The sequence below is a fragment of the Bradyrhizobium sp. 45 genome, assembly GCF_023073155.1.
Taxonomy (GTDB): Bacteria; Pseudomonadota; Alphaproteobacteria; order Rhizobiales; family Xanthobacteraceae; genus Bradyrhizobium; species Bradyrhizobium canariense_D.
In genome coordinates this window covers 354,467-370,501 of sequence record NZ_JADPIX010000154.1, presented here as the reverse complement: position 1 = coordinate 370,501, position 16,035 = coordinate 354,467, and the positions used below count along the sequence as shown (strand labels likewise).

12 protein-coding genes and 1 pseudogene are annotated in these 16,035 nt (G+C 64.7%); 3 read left to right on the top strand and 10 right to left on the bottom strand.

Annotated features, from left to right (window positions below; all coding sequences use genetic code 11):
* Position 1: 1 nt before the first annotated feature.
* The 3 genes and pseudogenes from IVB42_RS38905 to IVB42_RS38895 all read right to left on the bottom strand — a co-directional run bounded on the left by IVB42_RS38905 (position 2) and on the right by IVB42_RS38895 (position 2,205).
* Positions 2-862 (bottom strand): TerC family protein, encoded by an 861-nt coding sequence (locus IVB42_RS38905; RefSeq protein ID WP_085352939.1) that lies wholly within the window; start codon positions 860-862, stop codon positions 2-4.
* A 44-nt stretch (positions 863-906) separates the two neighbouring features.
* The gene (gene ndk, locus IVB42_RS38900) at positions 907-1,329 is read right to left on the bottom strand and encodes a nucleoside-diphosphate kinase (protein WP_018456271.1); all 423 of its coding nucleotides are present in this window, start codon (positions 1,327-1,329) and stop codon (positions 907-909) included.
* Positions 1,330-1,585: 256 nt separating this feature from the next.
* Positions 1,586-2,205: pseudogene (locus IVB42_RS38895) on the bottom strand (glutathione S-transferase family protein).
* Positions 2,206-2,539: 334 nt separating this feature from the next.
* On the opposite strand from IVB42_RS38895, the gene IVB42_RS38890 reads away from it, so the two are divergent.
* The 3 genes from IVB42_RS38890 (at position 2,540) to IVB42_RS38880 (ending at position 5,119) form a co-directional block, all read left to right on the top strand.
* Positions 2,540-2,794, top strand: a complete 255-nt coding sequence (locus tag IVB42_RS38890; RefSeq protein WP_247368370.1) for a sulfur globule protein precursor — start codon at positions 2,540-2,542, stop codon at positions 2,792-2,794.
* 217 nt (positions 2,795-3,011) lie between these two features.
* Positions 3,012-3,185, top strand: a complete 174-nt coding sequence (locus IVB42_RS38885; protein ID WP_007609361.1) for a hypothetical protein — start codon at positions 3,012-3,014, stop codon at positions 3,183-3,185.
* Between the two features lie 71 nt (positions 3,186-3,256).
* On the top strand, positions 3,257-5,119 hold the full coding sequence (locus tag IVB42_RS38880; protein ID WP_247396272.1) for an ABC-F family ATP-binding cassette domain-containing protein: 1,863 nt from the start codon (positions 3,257-3,259) through the stop codon (positions 5,117-5,119).
* A gap of 159 nt (positions 5,120-5,278) precedes the next feature.
* Here the strand turns inward: IVB42_RS38880 and IVB42_RS38875 are convergent, their stop codons facing one another.
* The 7 genes from IVB42_RS38875 to IVB42_RS38845 all read right to left on the bottom strand — a co-directional run bounded on the left by IVB42_RS38875 (position 5,279) and on the right by IVB42_RS38845 (position 15,908).
* Positions 5,279-6,244, bottom strand: a complete 966-nt coding sequence (locus tag IVB42_RS38875; RefSeq protein ID WP_085352933.1) for a tripartite tricarboxylate transporter substrate-binding protein — start codon at positions 6,242-6,244, stop codon at positions 5,279-5,281.
* 166 nt (positions 6,245-6,410) lie between these two features.
* Complete coding sequence (locus IVB42_RS38870; RefSeq protein ID WP_247396273.1) at positions 6,411-7,865, bottom strand: HlyD family type I secretion periplasmic adaptor subunit; 1,455 nt, start codon at positions 7,863-7,865, stop codon at positions 6,411-6,413.
* A complete protein-coding gene (locus IVB42_RS38865) occupies positions 7,852-9,984 on the bottom strand; it encodes a type I secretion system permease/ATPase (RefSeq protein WP_247396275.1) in 2,133 nt (710 codons plus the stop codon). Before IVB42_RS38865 ends, IVB42_RS38870 begins: the two co-directional genes overlap by 14 nt.
* A 29-nt stretch (positions 9,985-10,013) precedes the next feature.
* Positions 10,014-12,851, bottom strand: a complete 2,838-nt coding sequence (locus IVB42_RS38860) for a calcium-binding protein (protein ID WP_247396277.1) — start codon at positions 12,849-12,851, stop codon at positions 10,014-10,016.
* A gap of 440 nt (positions 12,852-13,291) precedes the next feature.
* Complete coding sequence (locus IVB42_RS38855) at positions 13,292-13,783, bottom strand: hypothetical protein (RefSeq protein ID WP_018459090.1); 492 nt, start codon at positions 13,781-13,783, stop codon at positions 13,292-13,294.
* Between the two features lie 166 nt (positions 13,784-13,949).
* On the bottom strand, positions 13,950-14,402 hold the full coding sequence (locus IVB42_RS38850; protein WP_247396278.1) for a DNA polymerase III subunit chi: 453 nt from the start codon (positions 14,400-14,402) through the stop codon (positions 13,950-13,952).
* 6 nt (positions 14,403-14,408) lie between these two features.
* Positions 14,409-15,908, bottom strand: a complete 1,500-nt coding sequence (locus IVB42_RS38845; RefSeq protein ID WP_247472110.1) for a leucyl aminopeptidase — start codon at positions 15,906-15,908, stop codon at positions 14,409-14,411.
* Positions 15,909-16,035 lie beyond the last annotated feature (127 nt).

Below are 16,035 nucleotides of genomic sequence, written 5' to 3'. Positions count from 1 at the left end.
TCTACTCCGCCGAGGCCTTGACGTGGCGTTCGGAGGACTCCAGCGCGGCCGCGCTCATGCTGCGGCGGCGCCAGATGGAGCCGACGACCAGCACGACAACGACGCCGAGAGCTGCGCAGAGATATTCGCCGCCTCCGCCGCCATGGGCGAATTGCGGCGGGATGCGCAAGGCGCCGAGCATGTTGTCGAGCGAAGCGCCGAACGGACCGTCGAACAGCGCATGCAGCCTCGGCGCGATGCCGGGATCGGTCGCGATCACTTCGCCCGCGATCCAGCCGAGCAGCGCCGCGCCGGCCCACACCAGAACCGGCAGCTTTGCGAGCAGCGCCATGATCAGCGCCGCGCCGGCGACGATCAAGGGCACGCTGATGGCAAGACCGAGCACCAGCAAGGGCACGCTGCCATTGGCGGCCGCGGCCACCGCAATGACGTTGTCCAGGCTCATGACGATGTCGGCAACGACGACGATCTGCACGGCCTGCCACAGATGCGACGCCGACTCGACGCCGTCCTCGTCCTCTTGCTCCGGCACCAGCAGCTTGGCCGCAATCACGATCAGCGCGAGGCCGCCCACCAGCTTGAGGTACGGCAACTCCATCAGGCTCGCGACGATGCCCGTGAAGATGATCCGCAGCAGCACCGCGGCGCCCGCACCGAGGATCATGCCCCACAGCCGATGCCGCGGCTTGAGGCCGCGACAGGCAAGCGCGATCACCAGCGCATTGTCGCCGGACAAGAGGATGTTGATCCAGATGATCTTGCCGACCGCGACCCAAAAGGTCGGTTCGGCCATCTCAACGCGGAACTGGGTGAAGAATGCCCCGATCGTAGCGGGATCGAAGATCTGCCAGAGCCAGTTCACACTACGTCCTTTCGCCGCGTCTCGTTACCTTATCGGCTGACGGATCAGCCGACGATCTCGTTGCCCGAGAAGAACTGCGCGATCTCGATCGCGGCGGTCTCCGGCGCATCCGAGCCGTGCGCGGAGTTCTCGCCGATCGACTTTGCGTAGAGCTTGCGGATGGTGCCGTCAGCCGCCTTGGACGGATCGGTCGCACCCATCACGTCGCGATACTTGGCGACGGCACCCTCGCCTTCCAGCACCTGGACGACCACGGGGCCCGACGTCATGAACTCCACGAGCTCACCGAAGAAGGGGCGCGCCTTGTGGACCGCATAGAAGGTCTCGGCCTGTTCCTTGGTCATGCGGATACGCTTCTGCGCGACGATGCGCAGGCCCGCCTTCTCGATCACGGCGTTAACCGCACCGGTGAGATTGCGCGCGGTGGCGTCGGGCTTGATGATCGAGAAGGTGCGTTCGATGGCCATGATGTTGTCCTTGAAGAGAAAACAGTGGTTCGGAGTTGCCGGGCTTATATCGGCGCCTTCGCGATACGGCAAGCGACCGCCCAAACGGGCTCGCGGGCGCTTCGCCGCAGGCCGAGGGCGAGTGTTCACCTGAACCGATACTTGTAGATGGCGGCGATCTGGGCGTCCGAAGGTCGGCGTCGGGCTTAGGGCCGCTTTCGACCCCATGACGTTGAGTGCTGACCTCTCGTGTCTCGATTCGCGGACGAAACGGGAATCAGGTGTTCACCCCTTCGTGCGAACGCTCCATGGCACGCTTGTAGGCGTCGCGGCCGGTGGTGCGGGCGAGATATGCCTGTTCGGCGTCGCCGAGGGTGATCCCGCAGTTCCGTTGGCCCAGGTTCAGGGCGTAGGTCACCGAGATGTCGGCTGCTGTGAAAGCCTCGCCGGCAAGGTAGGACGAGTCGGCAAGCCGTTGGCTGACAAGCTTTAGCCGCTTCTGGAACGACTGCAGGCACCAGGTCGCGCCCCAGTTCTCCCGTTCGGCGTCGGGCGCGATGAAGCGGCTGACGACGACGGGCATCATCAGGGTCGCGAGACCGGCTTCGCCCAGATGCGGAAATTGCTGGTAGGCGGGGAACGTGGGATCCTGCGGCGCAGGCGCCAGCGGCGTCGGCCCGTAGCGAGGTACTCCATGATCGCGATCGACTCGACCATGACGACGTCGCCGTCCTGGATCGCCGGGATGTAGTCAGCGGGGTTGACCGCCAGGAACTCGGGGTCCTGCTTGGCGGCCAGCATGTCCACCTGCCGCACGCGGTAGGGAAGGCCCATCTCCTCCAGCACCCATACGACCCGGATCGATCGCGAGGTCTGTCCGCCCCAAACGGTGATCACGCGAAGGCCCCTTCCTGGTGTGACTGAGGATCGACCATGGCAGACTCTATATGACCGTAGCACTCAAGGCAGACGCGAAGCTTAGCTTCAGCGTGTCTCCTTCCCATCCATTGCGGACGCGTGGTGGGTCCCCCTTTCAGGGTTGGAAGTCCAACGTGGATTACAATGATTTCACCCAGATGAACCCATTCTGAAGGCCTCGTCAGGGTTTGGTTCAGCCTCGCTCGGATAACCTCGGGTCCATCGAAACCAAAGCCTCTTTCAGAGGCAGACCGTTTCGGCGGCCTTTCCATCGACGCGATAGCCCCGCGCCAACAGATTTGAGGAGATCACCATGTTGAGGAAACTTTCCCTCGCCGCCGTCGCCGCGGTTGCGCTTGGTGCCGCGCTGGCGCCGACCTCCGCCTCCGCGCACTGGCATGGTGGCGGCGGCGGCTGGCACGGCGGCGGTGGCTGGCACAACGGCCACGGCTGGGGTGGACCGCGCTTCTATGCTCCCGTCTCCTACGGCTATGGCGGCTGCTATGTGCGCCGGCTGGTCCCGACTCCCTGGGGACCCCGCTGGCGGATGATCAACCGCTGCTACTGAGCCCGACAGCACCTTTCCAAAGATACCTGAGCCCCCAAGGTACCTTCCAGGCGAAGCCCCGGCGTCCCCCAGCGCCGGGGCTTTGTATTCGGAGAGGATATTGCGCGGCTTCACACAATTTTTGCTAGAATGCCGCGCAATCGCCGCGAGTGGCGAAACCATTTGGGGGCCAAGGACTTGGTACCGTGTCGCTTCTTTGAGAACACGGAACTCTGCGATGGTTAGCCTTTTCGCCGACGATAGCGAGCAAATCGACCGGCGCACCAGCCGCTCGATCCGCGATGCGGTGGGCGAACGGCTCCAGCAGAGCCTGCGGCCCGAAGCCAGGCTGCCGACGCACCTCGAGCAACTCCTCAATGAGCTGAAGCAGCGCGAGCGCGATTCGCACTGAGTTGACAAGCACCGGCTTGCAAACACAGAAAAACGGGTTGCGTTTGATCGCGGGTGCGGTGACAAGGCCGCATGCTCTCCATCACCGACCTCTCCATCCGCCTCGCCGGACGCCTTCTGATTGACCAGAGTTCCGTGCAGATCACGCCCGGATCCCGCGTGGGCATGGTCGGTCGCAACGGCACCGGCAAATCGACCCTGTTCAAGGTGATCCGCGGCGAGTTCGCCGCTGAGCACGGCACGGTGAGCCTGCCGCCCCGCTGGCGCGTCGGCAGCCTGGCGCAGGAAGCGCCGAACGGCCCCGAGAGCCTGATCTCGGTCGTGCTCAAGGCCGACCTCGAACGCGACGCACTGCTCACCGAGGCCGAGAGCGCGACCGACCCGCACCAGATCGCCGAGATCCAGACCCGGCTGGTCGACATCGACGCGCATTCGGCGCCGAGCCGCGCCGCAGCCATCCTTTCCGGTCTCGGCTTCTCCGCCGCCGACCAGCTCCGCCCCTGCGCCGAATTCTCCGGCGGCTGGCGCATGCGCGTTGCGCTCGCCGCAACGCTGTTTGCGGCTCCCGACCTGTTGCTGCTCGACGAGCCCACCAACTATCTCGACCTCGAAGGCACGCTGTGGCTCGAGGATCACCTCGCGCATTATCCGCGCACCGTTATCGTGATCAGCCATGATCGCGATCTGCTGGAAAGCTCGGTCGACCAGATCCTGCATCTGGATCGCAGCAAGCTCACCCTTTACAAGGGCACCTACTCCTCCTTCGAGGAGCAGCGCGCCATGCGCGAGATGCTCGATGCCAAAGCGGTCAAGCGCCAGGAAGCCGAACGCGCCCGCCTGCAAGCCTTCGTCGACCGTTTCAAGGCCAAGGCCTCGAAAGCCCGCCAGGCGCAGTCCCGTGTGAAAATGCTGGAGCGGCTGAAGCCGATCACGGCGCTGGTCACCCAGGACGTACACGAGATCAGCTTTCCCGCGCCCGAGAAAATCCTGTCGCCGCCGATCATCGCCGCCGACAACGTCGTGGTCGGCTACGATCCGAACTCGCCCGTGCTGAACCGCGTCACCTTGCGCGTCGACAATGACGACCGCATCGCGCTCCTTGGTTCGAACGGTAACGGCAAGTCGACTCTCGTGAAGCTGCTCGCCGGCCGCCTCGCGCCGTTCTCGGGCAAGGTGACCCGCGCCGACAAGCTCTCGATTGCCTATTTCGCCCAGCACCAGCTCGACGAATTGAACGAGGATGCCTCGACCTACGACCACGTCCGCAAGCTTATGGGCGAGGCGCCCGAAGCCAAAGTACGCGCCCGCGCCGGTGCGATCGGCTTTTCCGGCAAGGCGGCCGATACCAAGGTCGGAAAATTGTCGGGCGGCGAGAAGGCGCGGCTCCTGCTGGGACTGGCGACCTTCTTCGGCCCCAACATGATCATCCTGGACGAGCCGACCAACCATCTCGACATCGACAGCCGCGCCGCGCTTGCGGAAGCCATCAACGAATTCCCCGGCGCCGTCATCATGGTTTCGCATGATCGCTATCTGATCGAGTCCTGCGCCGATCAACTCTGGATCGTCGCCGACCGCACCGTGACTAATTACGACGGCGACCTCGACGAATATCGCCGCCTGGTGCTGTCCGCGCGCAATGGCGAGCCCGCCCCGCGCGAGCGCAACGCGCCGAGCGAGAAGCCGCAGCGTCCGAGATCGGACAATCGCGGCTCGCTGAAGAAACGTATCGCGGAAGCCGAAACCGAGATCGCCCGCGTCAGCGAGATCATCAGCAAGATCGACACTGCGCTGGCCCTGCCCGACATCTTCACCCGCGATCCCAAGCAGGCCGCGCAACTGTCGAAAGCGCGCGCCAATGCGGCCGACGCGCTGGCGCGTGCCGAGGAGCAGTGGCTCGAGGCGAGCACGCAGTTCGACGAGGCGGCGGGTTGACGCCTCCGCGACCGGCCCGACATTAAAATCGCAAAAACAACCCCATGCACAGTACCGGTATTTTGCTACCCGGTGATTGGCTGTTGAATGGACTGTTCTTTACCGTGGTGACTTAGCCCGCTCACGCAGCGATGTCGGCACGAATTGAGCAGGAATGGCTCAGTCCGCGAATTGGCCCGCTGCCTTGATCATCGGAGCCCAACGGTCGACTTCGCTCGCGAGCATCGCGGCCAGCGCCTCCGGCGTCGCCTTCTCCTGCGGGACCGGCTCCGTGTTGATGTCGTTGAACCGGGCGATCAGCGTGGAATCCCTAAGGGCGGACTGGAGCGCCGCGGTCAGCTTCTGAACGACCGCCGGTGGTGTGCCCTTGGGGGCATAGATGCCGTGCCAGACGCCAAGTTCGAACCCTTTGAGGCCGGCCTCGTCGGCGGTCGGCAGATCGGGCAGGCTCTTCAGCCGCTCCTTGGTGGTGATCGCATAGGCCTTGACCTGCTTCGACATGATCGGGCCGGTGGTATTCGTCGCCTGGTCGCAGGTAAGATCGATCTGCCGGCCGAGAAGGTCGTTCATGATGGGGCCGTTGCCCTTGTAGGGCACCGCGGTGAGCTGCTTCTGGATCGCTGTCATGAACAGCATGCCGCAGAGATGCGACGCCGCGCCGAGTCCGGCATTGGCATAGGTCAACTTGTCGCCCTGCTGTTGGGCGTAGGCGACCAATTCCTTCAGCGTGTCGGCCGGAAAATCCGGACGCGCGATGATGGTCATCGGCGCATTGGTCACAAGCCCGATCGGCGCAAAGGCCGTCTTCGTGTCATAGCTGAGGTTGCGGTACAGTGTGGCGGCCGTCGAGAGGCCGACATGATGGATCAGCAGCGTGTATCCGTCGGGCTGGGCTCGCGAGGCGCGGGTCGTGGCGATGGTACCACCGGCGCCAGGCGCGTTCTCGACGACGACCTGTTGGCCAAGCGATTTCGCCATGCCGGCCGCGGTCAGGCGAGCAATCGTGTCCGTAGGTCCGCCGGCGGCGAACGGCACCAGCATGGTGACGGGCCTGATCGGATAGTCCTGGGCGAGCGCCGCGCCAAACGGCAGGACCAGAGCCGATACGAGGGCAATGAGCCGCATGCTTTCCTCCAAATTTTTTGCTTGCTCCTATGTACGCATTCCGGGCTGCGGGGCCACACCAAAATGACTTCATCAGGAGTGGCGCGCCCGCGGCATGGTGTAGCTGCCGAAAAGCCCGATTGGTTCTCAGCGCGTCTCGCGAAGCTTCGTCGGCATCATGCGGGAACTAGCGCTCGCGCATGATCTCGTGCCGGTAGCGCTGCAGCGGCGATAGCAGGTAGCTCAGGATGGTGCGCGAACCGGTCCTGATCTCGACGGTCACCGCCATTCCCGGCGACAGGCTGACGAGGCGGTCGTCCACCTGCATCTGGGTGCGATCGAGCGAGATGCGGGCGCTGTAGCTCAACTCCTGCCCGCTGGGCTCGCTGCTGTCGCGTTGTGTCGCGAGCGGACGGTCGCTCCCGCGCTCCTGCGGCCGGTCGCGGATGATGGCGTCCTGCGAGACGCTCACGACCTGGCCTGCGAGAAGCCCGTAGCGGGTGAAATTGAAAGTGTCGATTTTGATGGCAGCACCCTGCCCGGCCTCGACAAATCCGATATCGCGATTGGAGATCATCGCCTCGATCTCGAGCCGCGTATCGGTCGGCACGATTACCAGCAGCGACTGCGCGGGCGTGACCACGCCGCCCACGGTGTGGACCGCAAGCTGCTGCACGACGCCGTCGACCGGCGACGTCAGTTGCTGAAGCCTCGTCCTCTGCTGCGCCTTGATCAGATCGCGTGCGACGCCATTGGCTTTCTGTTCGCTCTTAGCCAGCTCGTCGGAGAGACTCTTCCTGTACTCGGCCAGGGCCTGGATGCGGGTCTCCCGGATCGCGGCGACGGCCGCCTCGGCCTCCTTCAAGCGGCTGCTCTGGACGCGAAGCTCCTCCTGCTGCTCGATCTGGAGCTGGAGGGTCTCATAGTAGGTCAGCTTCGAGCCGATTTCCTTCTCCATCAGCGTCTTGCGGATCTCGACACGCTGCTGGGTGATCGGCAGCAACGCATCAAGCTTGTGAATCGTCGCCGCAATTGTCTGATGTTCGGCCTCCTTCTGCGCTTCCTGACGTGCCAGCGCCGCGAGCTTGGCCCTGTTCTCGCCGACCTGATTGGCGAGGAGCTGCCGTTGCGTCGCAACCAGCATGGGATCGGCATCCTCTGGTACGACGAGATCAGCGGATACCCCTTCGCCGCCCGCCAATGCGGCGCGGAGGCGCGCGACGTTGAGCCGCTCGGCCATGAGATCGTCATGCAGACGATCGCGCTCTGCGGCGTTCACCGTCGGATCGAGCTCGATCAGCAGGTCGCCCGCCTTGACCGATTGCCCGTCCTGCACGTGAATGGCGCGCACCACGCCGGTCTCGAACGGCTGGACCACCTTGCTTCGCCCGCTCGACACGACCTTGCCGGTTGCGGAGGCCACGATGTCGATCGTGCCCCAAGCCGACCAGGCCAGCGCCGCGCAGACAAGCAGCATGAGGGCCAGGGCGATGGCGCGGCCGATCGGCGATGGCGGTGTTTCCGTGATTTCCAGCGCCGCCGGCAGGAAGGCGACTTCCTCGGCGCGCCGGCCCTTTCCATTCCGGAACGGGATCACGGTCTGCTCCGGACGAGCGGCCGGCACAGTGTTAGCCGACCTCATAAATGCCTCCCTGGAGACGATGCAGGGCGGCATAGCGGCCGCCGGTCTTGATCAGCGCATCATGCGTGCCGTCCTCGACCAGACGGCCGCGTTCCAGGGTGAAGATGCGATCGGCGCCGCGGACGGTGGACAGACGGTGCGCGATGATCAGGACGGTGCGGCCTTTCGCGATCTCCTTCATGTTGTCATGGATGATCCGCTCGCTTTCATAGTCGAGCGCGCTGGTGGCTTCGTCGAAGATCAGGATCCGGGGATTGCCCACCAGTGCGCGGGCAATCGCGATGCGCTGGCGCTGCCCGCCCGAGAGCGTCGAGCCGCGCTCGCCGACCACCGTATCGTAGCCCTCGGGGAGCTCCAGAATGAAATCATGCGCGCCCGCCAGCTTCGCCGCATCGATGATGCGATCCATCGGCAGGCTTGGATCGGCCAGCGCGATGTTGTCGCGCACCGACCGGTTGAACAGCATGTTGTCCTGGAGCACGATTCCGATCTGCCGACGGAGTCCGGCCGGGTCGGTCGTCATCAGATCCATTCCGTCGACCAGCACGCGGCCGCCTTGCGGTACATAGAGCCGCTGCACCAGCTTGGCGAAGGTGCTTTTGCCCGAACCGGACGATCCGACGATGCCGACGGTTTGTCCGGCTGGAATGTCGAATGAGACATCGTGCAGGATCTCCGGCCCATCGGGCCGGTAGCGGAAAGAGACGTGCTCGAAGCGGATGTTGCCCCGGATCGGCGGCAGCCCCGCGCGGGCCGCGGAGTAAGCAGGGTCCGCCGCGCTGTTGAGGATGTCGCCGAGCCGGGCGATCGACAGTCGCGCCTGATGAAAATCCTGCCAGACCTGCGCGAGCCGCAGCACCGGGGCCGACACCCGCCCTGCGAAGATGTTGAAGGCAACGAGCTCGCCGACGGTCAATGCGTCACCGATCACCAGTCTGGCGCCGACATAGAGAATGGCGGCGGTGACGACCTTGCTGACGAGCTGCACCAGCTGGCTAGCCGTGTTGCCGAGGCTGGTGACACCGAAGCTCGCGGAGACATAGCCTGCGAGCTGCTCTTCCCAGCGGCGCTGCATCTGCGGCTCGACCGCCATCGCCTTCAGCGTTTCGATGCCGCTGACGCTCTCGACCAGGAAGGCCTGGTTCTCGGCGCCGCGGCGGAATTTCTCGTCCAGCCTGCGGCGAAACAGCGGCGTCGCCACGGCCGAGATCGCGATGTAGAACGGGAACGATGCCAGCACGATGAAGCTCATCTGCGCCGAATAGGCGAACATCACCGCCAAGAACACCGAGGTGAAGACCAGGTCGATGAGAAGCGTCAGCGACGAGCTGGTGATGAAATTGCGGATGTTCTCGAGCTCACGGACCCGGGCCACGGAATCTCCGACGCGCCTGGCCTGAAACCACGCCATCGGCAGCGCCAGCAGGTGGTGGAACAGGCGTGCCCCGAGCTCGACGTCAATGCGGTTGGTGGTGTGCGCAAACAGGTAATTGCGCAGGATCCCGAGCACGGTGTCGAACAGGGAGACGACGACGAGGCCAATGACGAGGACGTCGAGCGTGGACAGCGAGCGGTGCACCAGCACCTTGTCGATCACGACCTGGAAGAACAACGGCGAGACCAGCGCAAAAAGCTGGAGGAAGAACGAAGCCGCCAGCACCTCGCCCAGCAGCCGCCGGTATTTGCCGATCGCGCCGATGAACCAGGTGATATCGAAGTGCCGCCCGAGGTCGGACAGGCCGGCGCGCCGAACCATCAGGATCAAGCCGCCGTCCCAGATCGCGCACAGCTCGTCGCGATCCATCAGTACCGGACGCGGCGCCTCCGGGGACTGCACCAGCACCTTATCGGCGGAGGCCTTTGCGATGACCATGAAGCCGCCGTCCCGCAGCATTGCGATCGCAGGCAGCGGGGTGTCCGACAGACGGCTCCACTGCGTTCGATAGGTTCGCGCTTTAAGTCCGAGAGACCTGGCGCAGCGGACGATATCCGCTGCGCCGAAGCTTGCCGCGCCCAGCCGGTGCCTGAGCTGCTCGCGATCGGCCGCAACACCTTGCAGATGCAGCAGTGTCAGCAATGCATCGAGCCCCGTATCGGTGGAGACCGCGTTCGTCGTCATGAGCGTTCTCCGGGCCGATGCAGTCGGCTTCAGGCGTGCTGCGGCGGTGCGAGCACCTGGTTCTGCATCGCGTGCGGATCGGGCAGCGGCATCTCGCCGTTCCCCTCACCTGCCGGGACGAAGCTGGCCGCCATGGCCTGGTTGAGCAGCATCGCGGCCGCGAACGCACCGCCCTGGATGACGACGTTGTTGCCGGTGCCGCCGTCGAGGCCCCCGCCGCCGATCAGCACGTCATCACCGGCACCACCTGCCAGCGTGTCGTTGCCGGGGCTGCCGATCAGCACGTCGTCGCCGTTGCCGCCATTGGCAACGAGCTGGATGCCGCCGTGCAGACCGGAGGCCGTGATGACGTCGTCGCCATCGAGACCGTTGATGACGATCCTGTCGCCCGCGCCGGCATCGGTAATGTTGATGTCCTGGCCAAGCCCCGACACCGTGATGATGCCGTCGTGCTCGGTCACCGTGATGACGTCGTTGCCGCCAGTTGCGTTGATGGTCACGGTATCCGCGGCGCCGTCATTGGCGCCGAGATCGAGGTCGACCTGGCTGACGCCGGTGCCGGAGAGGTCACCGACCGTAATGTTGTCGGCACCGCCGAGAGCATTGAAGTCGACATGTTCGACCCCGTTCAGGTCCATCGCAATGGCGGCAACATCTCGCGTGAACAGCACCCGGCCGCCATTGGCCGAGATGTTGATGTTCTCGCTGATATTGGCGCCGTTGAATGCCAGAGTGTCGGTGCCCTTCCCGCCTTCGACGGTATCGCTGCCGTCGCCGGGGTTCCAGACGAAGGTGTCGTCGCCCGCACCGAGATTGGCGAAATCGTTGCCGCGTCCGCCGTTCACAATGTCATTGCCGGCACTGCCTGTGATGGTGTCGTTGCCGTCGCCGCCATTGATGTTGAGGCTGAACAACTGTCCCGCCTTGATGGAAGACGCATCGATGACATCATTGCCTTGGCCGCCGTTGATGCCGAGCACATCACCGGCGTCCGCATGCGCAATCGTCACCTGCGCAGCGAGGCCGTTGACCACGATCGATCCGCCGGCGGTCACGACCGATATGTTGTCGTCACCGGTCGTGCCGTTCGCGGTCACGCGGTCCGCCGCGGCATCGCCGCTCTGGCTGCCGGGGCCGGCACTGAGGTCGATGGCAACCTGCGTGATTCCTGTCCCGGTCAGATCGTTGACGGTGATGTTGTCGGCGCCGCCTGCCGCCGCGATCTGCACGTGCTCGACGCCGGCGAGGTCCATGACGATAGCACCGACGTCACGGGTGAGTAGCGCACGGCTTCCGTTCGCCGAGATCGACATGGTCTCGGCCACATTGGCGCCGTTGAACACCAGCGTATCGGTTCCCGTGCCGCCTTCGACAGTGTCGCTGCCGTCACCGGGATTCCACGTGAAGATGTCGTCGCCTGCGCCGAGAAGCGCGACGTCATTGCCGCGGCCGCCGATGACCTTGTCGTTGCCGTCGCCGCCGATCAGGGTGTCGGCTCCCTGGCTGCCGGTGATGGTGTCGTTGCCCGCACCGCCGTCGATGGTCAGCCCGATCGCCGCGCCGAGCGTGGATGCATCGATCACGTCGTTGCCGCCGAGCGCCTGCACGACCAGCCGGTCGTTGCCGGCCTCTGCATTTGCGATCGTCACGACCTCCGGCAGCCCCGTGACCGTGACCGTTGTGCCCGCGGCTGTGACCTCGATGTGCTGATTGCCGTTGCTGCCGTTGACGGTCACCGTATCAGCAGCGCCGTCGCCTTGCGTCCCTCCCGGAACGGCTCCGAGATCAACCAGCACCTGCTTGACGCCGGTCCGGGTGAGGTCGCCGACGGTGATGTTGTCGGCGCCGCCGCGCGCATCGAATTCGATCTGCTCGACGCTGTTGAGATCCATCGTGATGTTGGCGACATCGCGGGTGAAGCGCACCCGGCCGCCATTGGCCGAGATGTTGATGGTCTCGTTGATGTTGGCGCCATTGAAAAGCAGCTTGTCGCTGCCCGAGCCGCCCTCGACCGTGTCGCTGCCGTCACCGGGATTCCAGATGAAAGTGTCGTCGCCACTCCCGAGCTGGGCGACGTCGTTGCCGCGTCCGCCATTGACGATGTCGTCGCCGCTGCCGCCGATGATGAGGTCGTTGCCGTCGCCGCCGATGATCCGGTCGTTGCCGGCGCCGCCATCGAGCGTCAGCGAGATCAGGCTGCCGAGCCCATTGCCCGCGGTGATGACATCGTCGCCGCCGCCGCTGTGCAAGACGAGATTTTCAGTCGTGCCGATGTCGAGCGAAAACGGCGCCGCGCCCGTCCCGTCGAGCCGCACGCGGGTGCCGTTCGCCCTGATTGTGAACGTCTCGGCGGCGTTGTTTCCGTTGACCTGAGCCGTATCGTTGCCCTCACCACCTTCGAACAGGTTGGTGCCGCCGCCGGGATTCCAGATCATGACGTCGTCGCCGGCCTCGCCGAACAGCTGGTTGTCGCCGCTGCCGCCGTCCAGGACGTCGTTACCCGCTCCGCCGAACAGCAGATCGTTGCCGCCGCCGCCCTTGATCAAATCGTTGCCGGCCTGACCAAACAGGAGGTCGGCTCCCGAGCCGCCCGTGATCCTGTCATTGCCGTCGCCGCCGAAGATGTGCACCGCCGGCATCGGTCCGTGGCATTCGTCGACGGTGATCGTGTCGTCACCGCCTTGACCGAAGATGTCGATCGCGGTGGTGTTGTCGACCGTGGGTTCGCCACCAACCGTTTTCACGTGCCCGTTATCAACCAGGATGCGGCCGGACTTGTCGCGACTTATCACGAGGCCGTTATTCGCGCTGTCGCCGAAAATGATGAGTTGCCCCGTAACCGGGGAAAACACAGAGGTAATGGACATCCAAATGATCCTTCCGACCTAGCCCCTCCCTTCGACGCGTAGCATTCGCGCACATGACATTCTTGAACCGTTGCTTGAGACGCGCGTGATTATTCTGGAGATTTCCTCCAGTTTTGCTTCGGGGCAGTTTCCGACAGCGGATGCGAAGGCTTGCTCATCACGAACCGCCTGATCACGGATCACGCGTAACGCCCCCGTGATTTTCAACGCGCGCGGAAGAACGCAGCTCGAGGCAATGAAGGCACTTTGGGCGAAGGTCGGCATCCGCGATGTCGAAACTCGCGAACAAGATCGCCGGCGAGCGCGAACGGGAGAGATCACGGTTCACGCCTCGGCCACCGCGATCAAGGAATGCAAAGCCGCTTGATGATGGGGATAGGAGTGCGCGGCTGATCGCATCGACAGCCGCAACCAGCTTCAGGCCAAAAGGTCGACCCGTGTTACGCCGACTTCTTCTTCGGCTTCGGCTTGGTCGCCTTCGGCATGACCGGCGCCTCCGGCGTGCCCTCGATCGAGGACAGGCGACCGGCCGTGAAGGTATAGATGCCAGCGCGCGGACCGGTCGTCCAGGTCACGACCGCAACGCGCCTGCCGGCGGCATCACCGGAGAGGTTGACGCTCGAGGGCGCGCCGATGCCGCGCACCACATCGCATTCGGTGTGGCCGAGCGCGACGGTGCCGCCCATGGGAGCCGGCGCGGTCGTCGACGCATTCGCATCAGCCGGCCCGGGCGGCGGCGCCATGCCGGCACAAGCCCCGTCGGCGCTGACCAGATCCTCGGCCCCAACCGGCTTGTCGGGGGTCAGCGGCGGCGACTCAATCGAGATGCTTTTGATGAACAGGCGGCTGGGCGTGTTGAACCACTGGGCATCCCTGGACAACAGATCGGTCCCGCCCGAACAGCCCGCAACCAGCGGGGCTACGGCCGCCAACGCAATTATGAGCGAGCTGGGAAGCTTTTGATGTCGCACGATAAACTAAAATCCCCGAGTGAAGGATCGGCCCTAAGCAATTGTAGCAACATCACTTTGCGGCACGAAGGTGACAAAAGCCATCATCACCCGAAAAGTGCAAATTATCATTAATTGCGAGCGACCGCTAATTCCGCTTCTGCCACCGGCCCCGCTCGTCAGCCTGCCAATAAGTGACATCAAATCCCCGCGCCTTGCAATCCGTCCAGGCGCTGCGGGCGAACGCAAGCGCGTCCGGATCGTCGCCATCGAACAGCAGCACCATGCGCTCATAGCCCTGCGCGTCCTGCGGCACCGCGGCGTTGTCGATGAGAAAGCGGACATTGGCACCGTTCGGATTGTCCTCCTCGACCGCCAGCACGATCGGCTGATCGGCGGCGTCGCTCACCCGCCATGTCGCGTGCGGCAGGAAGGAATCGTCGCGATAGGTCCACAAATGAGCGTCGAGCGCATCGGCGCGCTCCGGCGAATTCGACTGCACCACGACGCGCCAGCCGCGCTCGAGCGATTTCTCGAGAAGCGGCGGCAACACGTTCTCCACCGTCATGTTTTGCAGATGGTAGAAAAGGACTTCAGTCATCTCGGGTCATTTGCGCTCGTAATGGTCGGCGACCAGACGGTCGAGCAAGCGAACTCCGTAACCGCTTCCCCAGCTCTGATTGATGTCGGTCTTCGGCGCGCCCATGGCGGTCCCAGCGATGTCGAGATGCGCCCAGGGCGTGCCGTCCACGAAGCGCTGGAGGAACTGTGCCGCGGTGATCGAGCCGCCATGGCGGCCGCCGGTGTTCTTCATGTCGGCGAACTGGGAATCGATCAGCTTGTCGTATTCGGGGCCAAGCGGCAGGCGCCAGACCTTCTCGCCGCTCTCGATGCCGGCCGCCAGCAGCCGCTCGGCAAGCTCGTCATTGTTGGAGAACATGCCGGCATGCTCGGTGCCGAGCGCGACCACGATGGCGCCGGTCAACGTCGCCAGATCCACCATGAATTTCGGCTTGGTTTTCTTGGCGACGTACCAGAGCACATCGGCAAGCACCAGGCGGCCTTCCGCGTCGGTGTTAATGATCTCGATGGTCTGGCCCGACATCGAGGTGACGATGTCGCCCGGGCGCTGCGCGTTGCCGTCCGGCATGTTCTCGACCAGGCCGATGGCGCCGACGACGTTGACCTTGGCTTTGCGGGCCGCGAGCGCATGCATCAGGCCGACGACGCAGGCAGCGCCTCCCATGTCGCCCTTCATGTCCTCCATGCTGCCGGCCGGCTTGATCGAAATGCCGCCGGTGTCGAAGCAGACGCCCTTGCCGACGAAGGCAACCGGCGCCTCACCCTTCTTGCCGCCGTCCCAACGCATGATGACGGTGCGGCTCGGCCGCGCGGAGCCCTGGCCGACGCCGAGCAGCGCGCCCATGCCGAGCTTGTCCATCGCCTTGACGTCGAGCACCTCGATCTTGACGCCGAGCTTGCGGAGCAGGCCTGCGCGGCGCGCGAACTCCTCGGGAAAAAGCACGTTCGGCGGCTCGTTGACGAGGTCGCGCGCAATGATCACGCCGTCCACGATCGCAGCCGCCGATGTAAACGCCTTCTTCGCGGCGACCACGTCGCCGACCGCAAACGAGACGTCGGCGCGCGTGCCGCCCTCCTCGCCGTCCTTCTTCTTGGTCTTGTAGCGGTCGAACTTGTAGGTGCGCAGCCGCAGGCCCGAGGCGATCGCGACCGCCTGCTCGCTGGTCATGGCGCCGTTTGGAAGCTCCGCCATGATGGTCATGGCCGCCGCCCCGGCCGGAAGCTTGCTCGCCGCCACGCCGCCGAATTTGGGGAAGTCGTTCGCCTTCAGGCCGGCCGCCTTGCCGGCACCGATCACGATCAGGCGGGTGGCCTTCACGCCTTCGGGCGCAAGGATGTCGAGCGCCGCGCCGCTTTTGCCCTTGAAAGCGGCGGCGGTGGCCGCCCGCTTCACGAGTTCGGTGGCCCCGCCGAGCGCCTTGGCGGTCGCCGGGCCGAGCTTCAGGCTGTCGTCGCAGAACACGACCATGACGCCACGGGCGGCGGCAGACAATGGAACGAAGCCGACCTTAATGGCATCGGACATGAGTAACTCCTCAAAAACATTGCGCTTTTTACCGATCGGCGGTCCCGGCCACGGGCCGGAGCTGAACGGCGATTCACTGAGCGTCCCGCACTATGGGCCACCGGCCCGGCAGATGCCAAGCACTCCC

What these genes read in the sequence shown, in the direction of transcription:
- ndk (WP_018456271.1), bottom strand. Translation starts at nt 1,329, where the DNA reads ATGGCCATCGAACGCACCTTCTCGATCATCAAGCCCGACGCCACCGCG.
- IVB42_RS38890 (WP_247368370.1), top strand. Translation starts at nt 2,540, where the DNA reads ATGTTGAGGAAACTTTCCCTCGCCGCCGTCGCCGCGGTTGCGCTTGGT.
- IVB42_RS38885 (WP_007609361.1), top strand. Translation starts at nt 3,012, where the DNA reads ATGGTTAGCCTTTTCGCCGACGATAGCGAGCAAATCGACCGGCGCACC.
- IVB42_RS38880 (WP_247396272.1), top strand. Translation starts at nt 3,257, where the DNA reads ATGCTCTCCATCACCGACCTCTCCATCCGCCTCGCCGGACGCCTTCTG.
- IVB42_RS38875 (WP_085352933.1), bottom strand. Translation starts at nt 6,244, where the DNA reads ATGCGGCTCATTGCCCTCGTATCGGCTCTGGTCCTGCCGTTTGGCGCG.
- IVB42_RS38870 (WP_247396273.1), bottom strand. Translation starts at nt 7,865, where the DNA reads ATGAGGTCGGCTAACACTGTGCCGGCCGCTCGTCCGGAGCAGACCGTG.
- IVB42_RS38865 (WP_247396275.1), bottom strand. Translation starts at nt 9,984, where the DNA reads ATGACGACGAACGCGGTCTCCACCGATACGGGGCTCGATGCATTGCTG.
- IVB42_RS38860 (WP_247396277.1), bottom strand. Translation starts at nt 12,851, where the DNA reads ATGTCCATTACCTCTGTGTTTTCCCCGGTTACGGGGCAACTCATCATT.
- IVB42_RS38850 (WP_247396278.1), bottom strand. Translation starts at nt 14,402, where the DNA reads ATGACTGAAGTCCTTTTCTACCATCTGCAAAACATGACGGTGGAGAAC.
- IVB42_RS38845 (WP_247472110.1), bottom strand. Translation starts at nt 15,908, where the DNA reads ATGTCCGATGCCATTAAGGTCGGCTTCGTTCCATTGTCTGCCGCCGCC.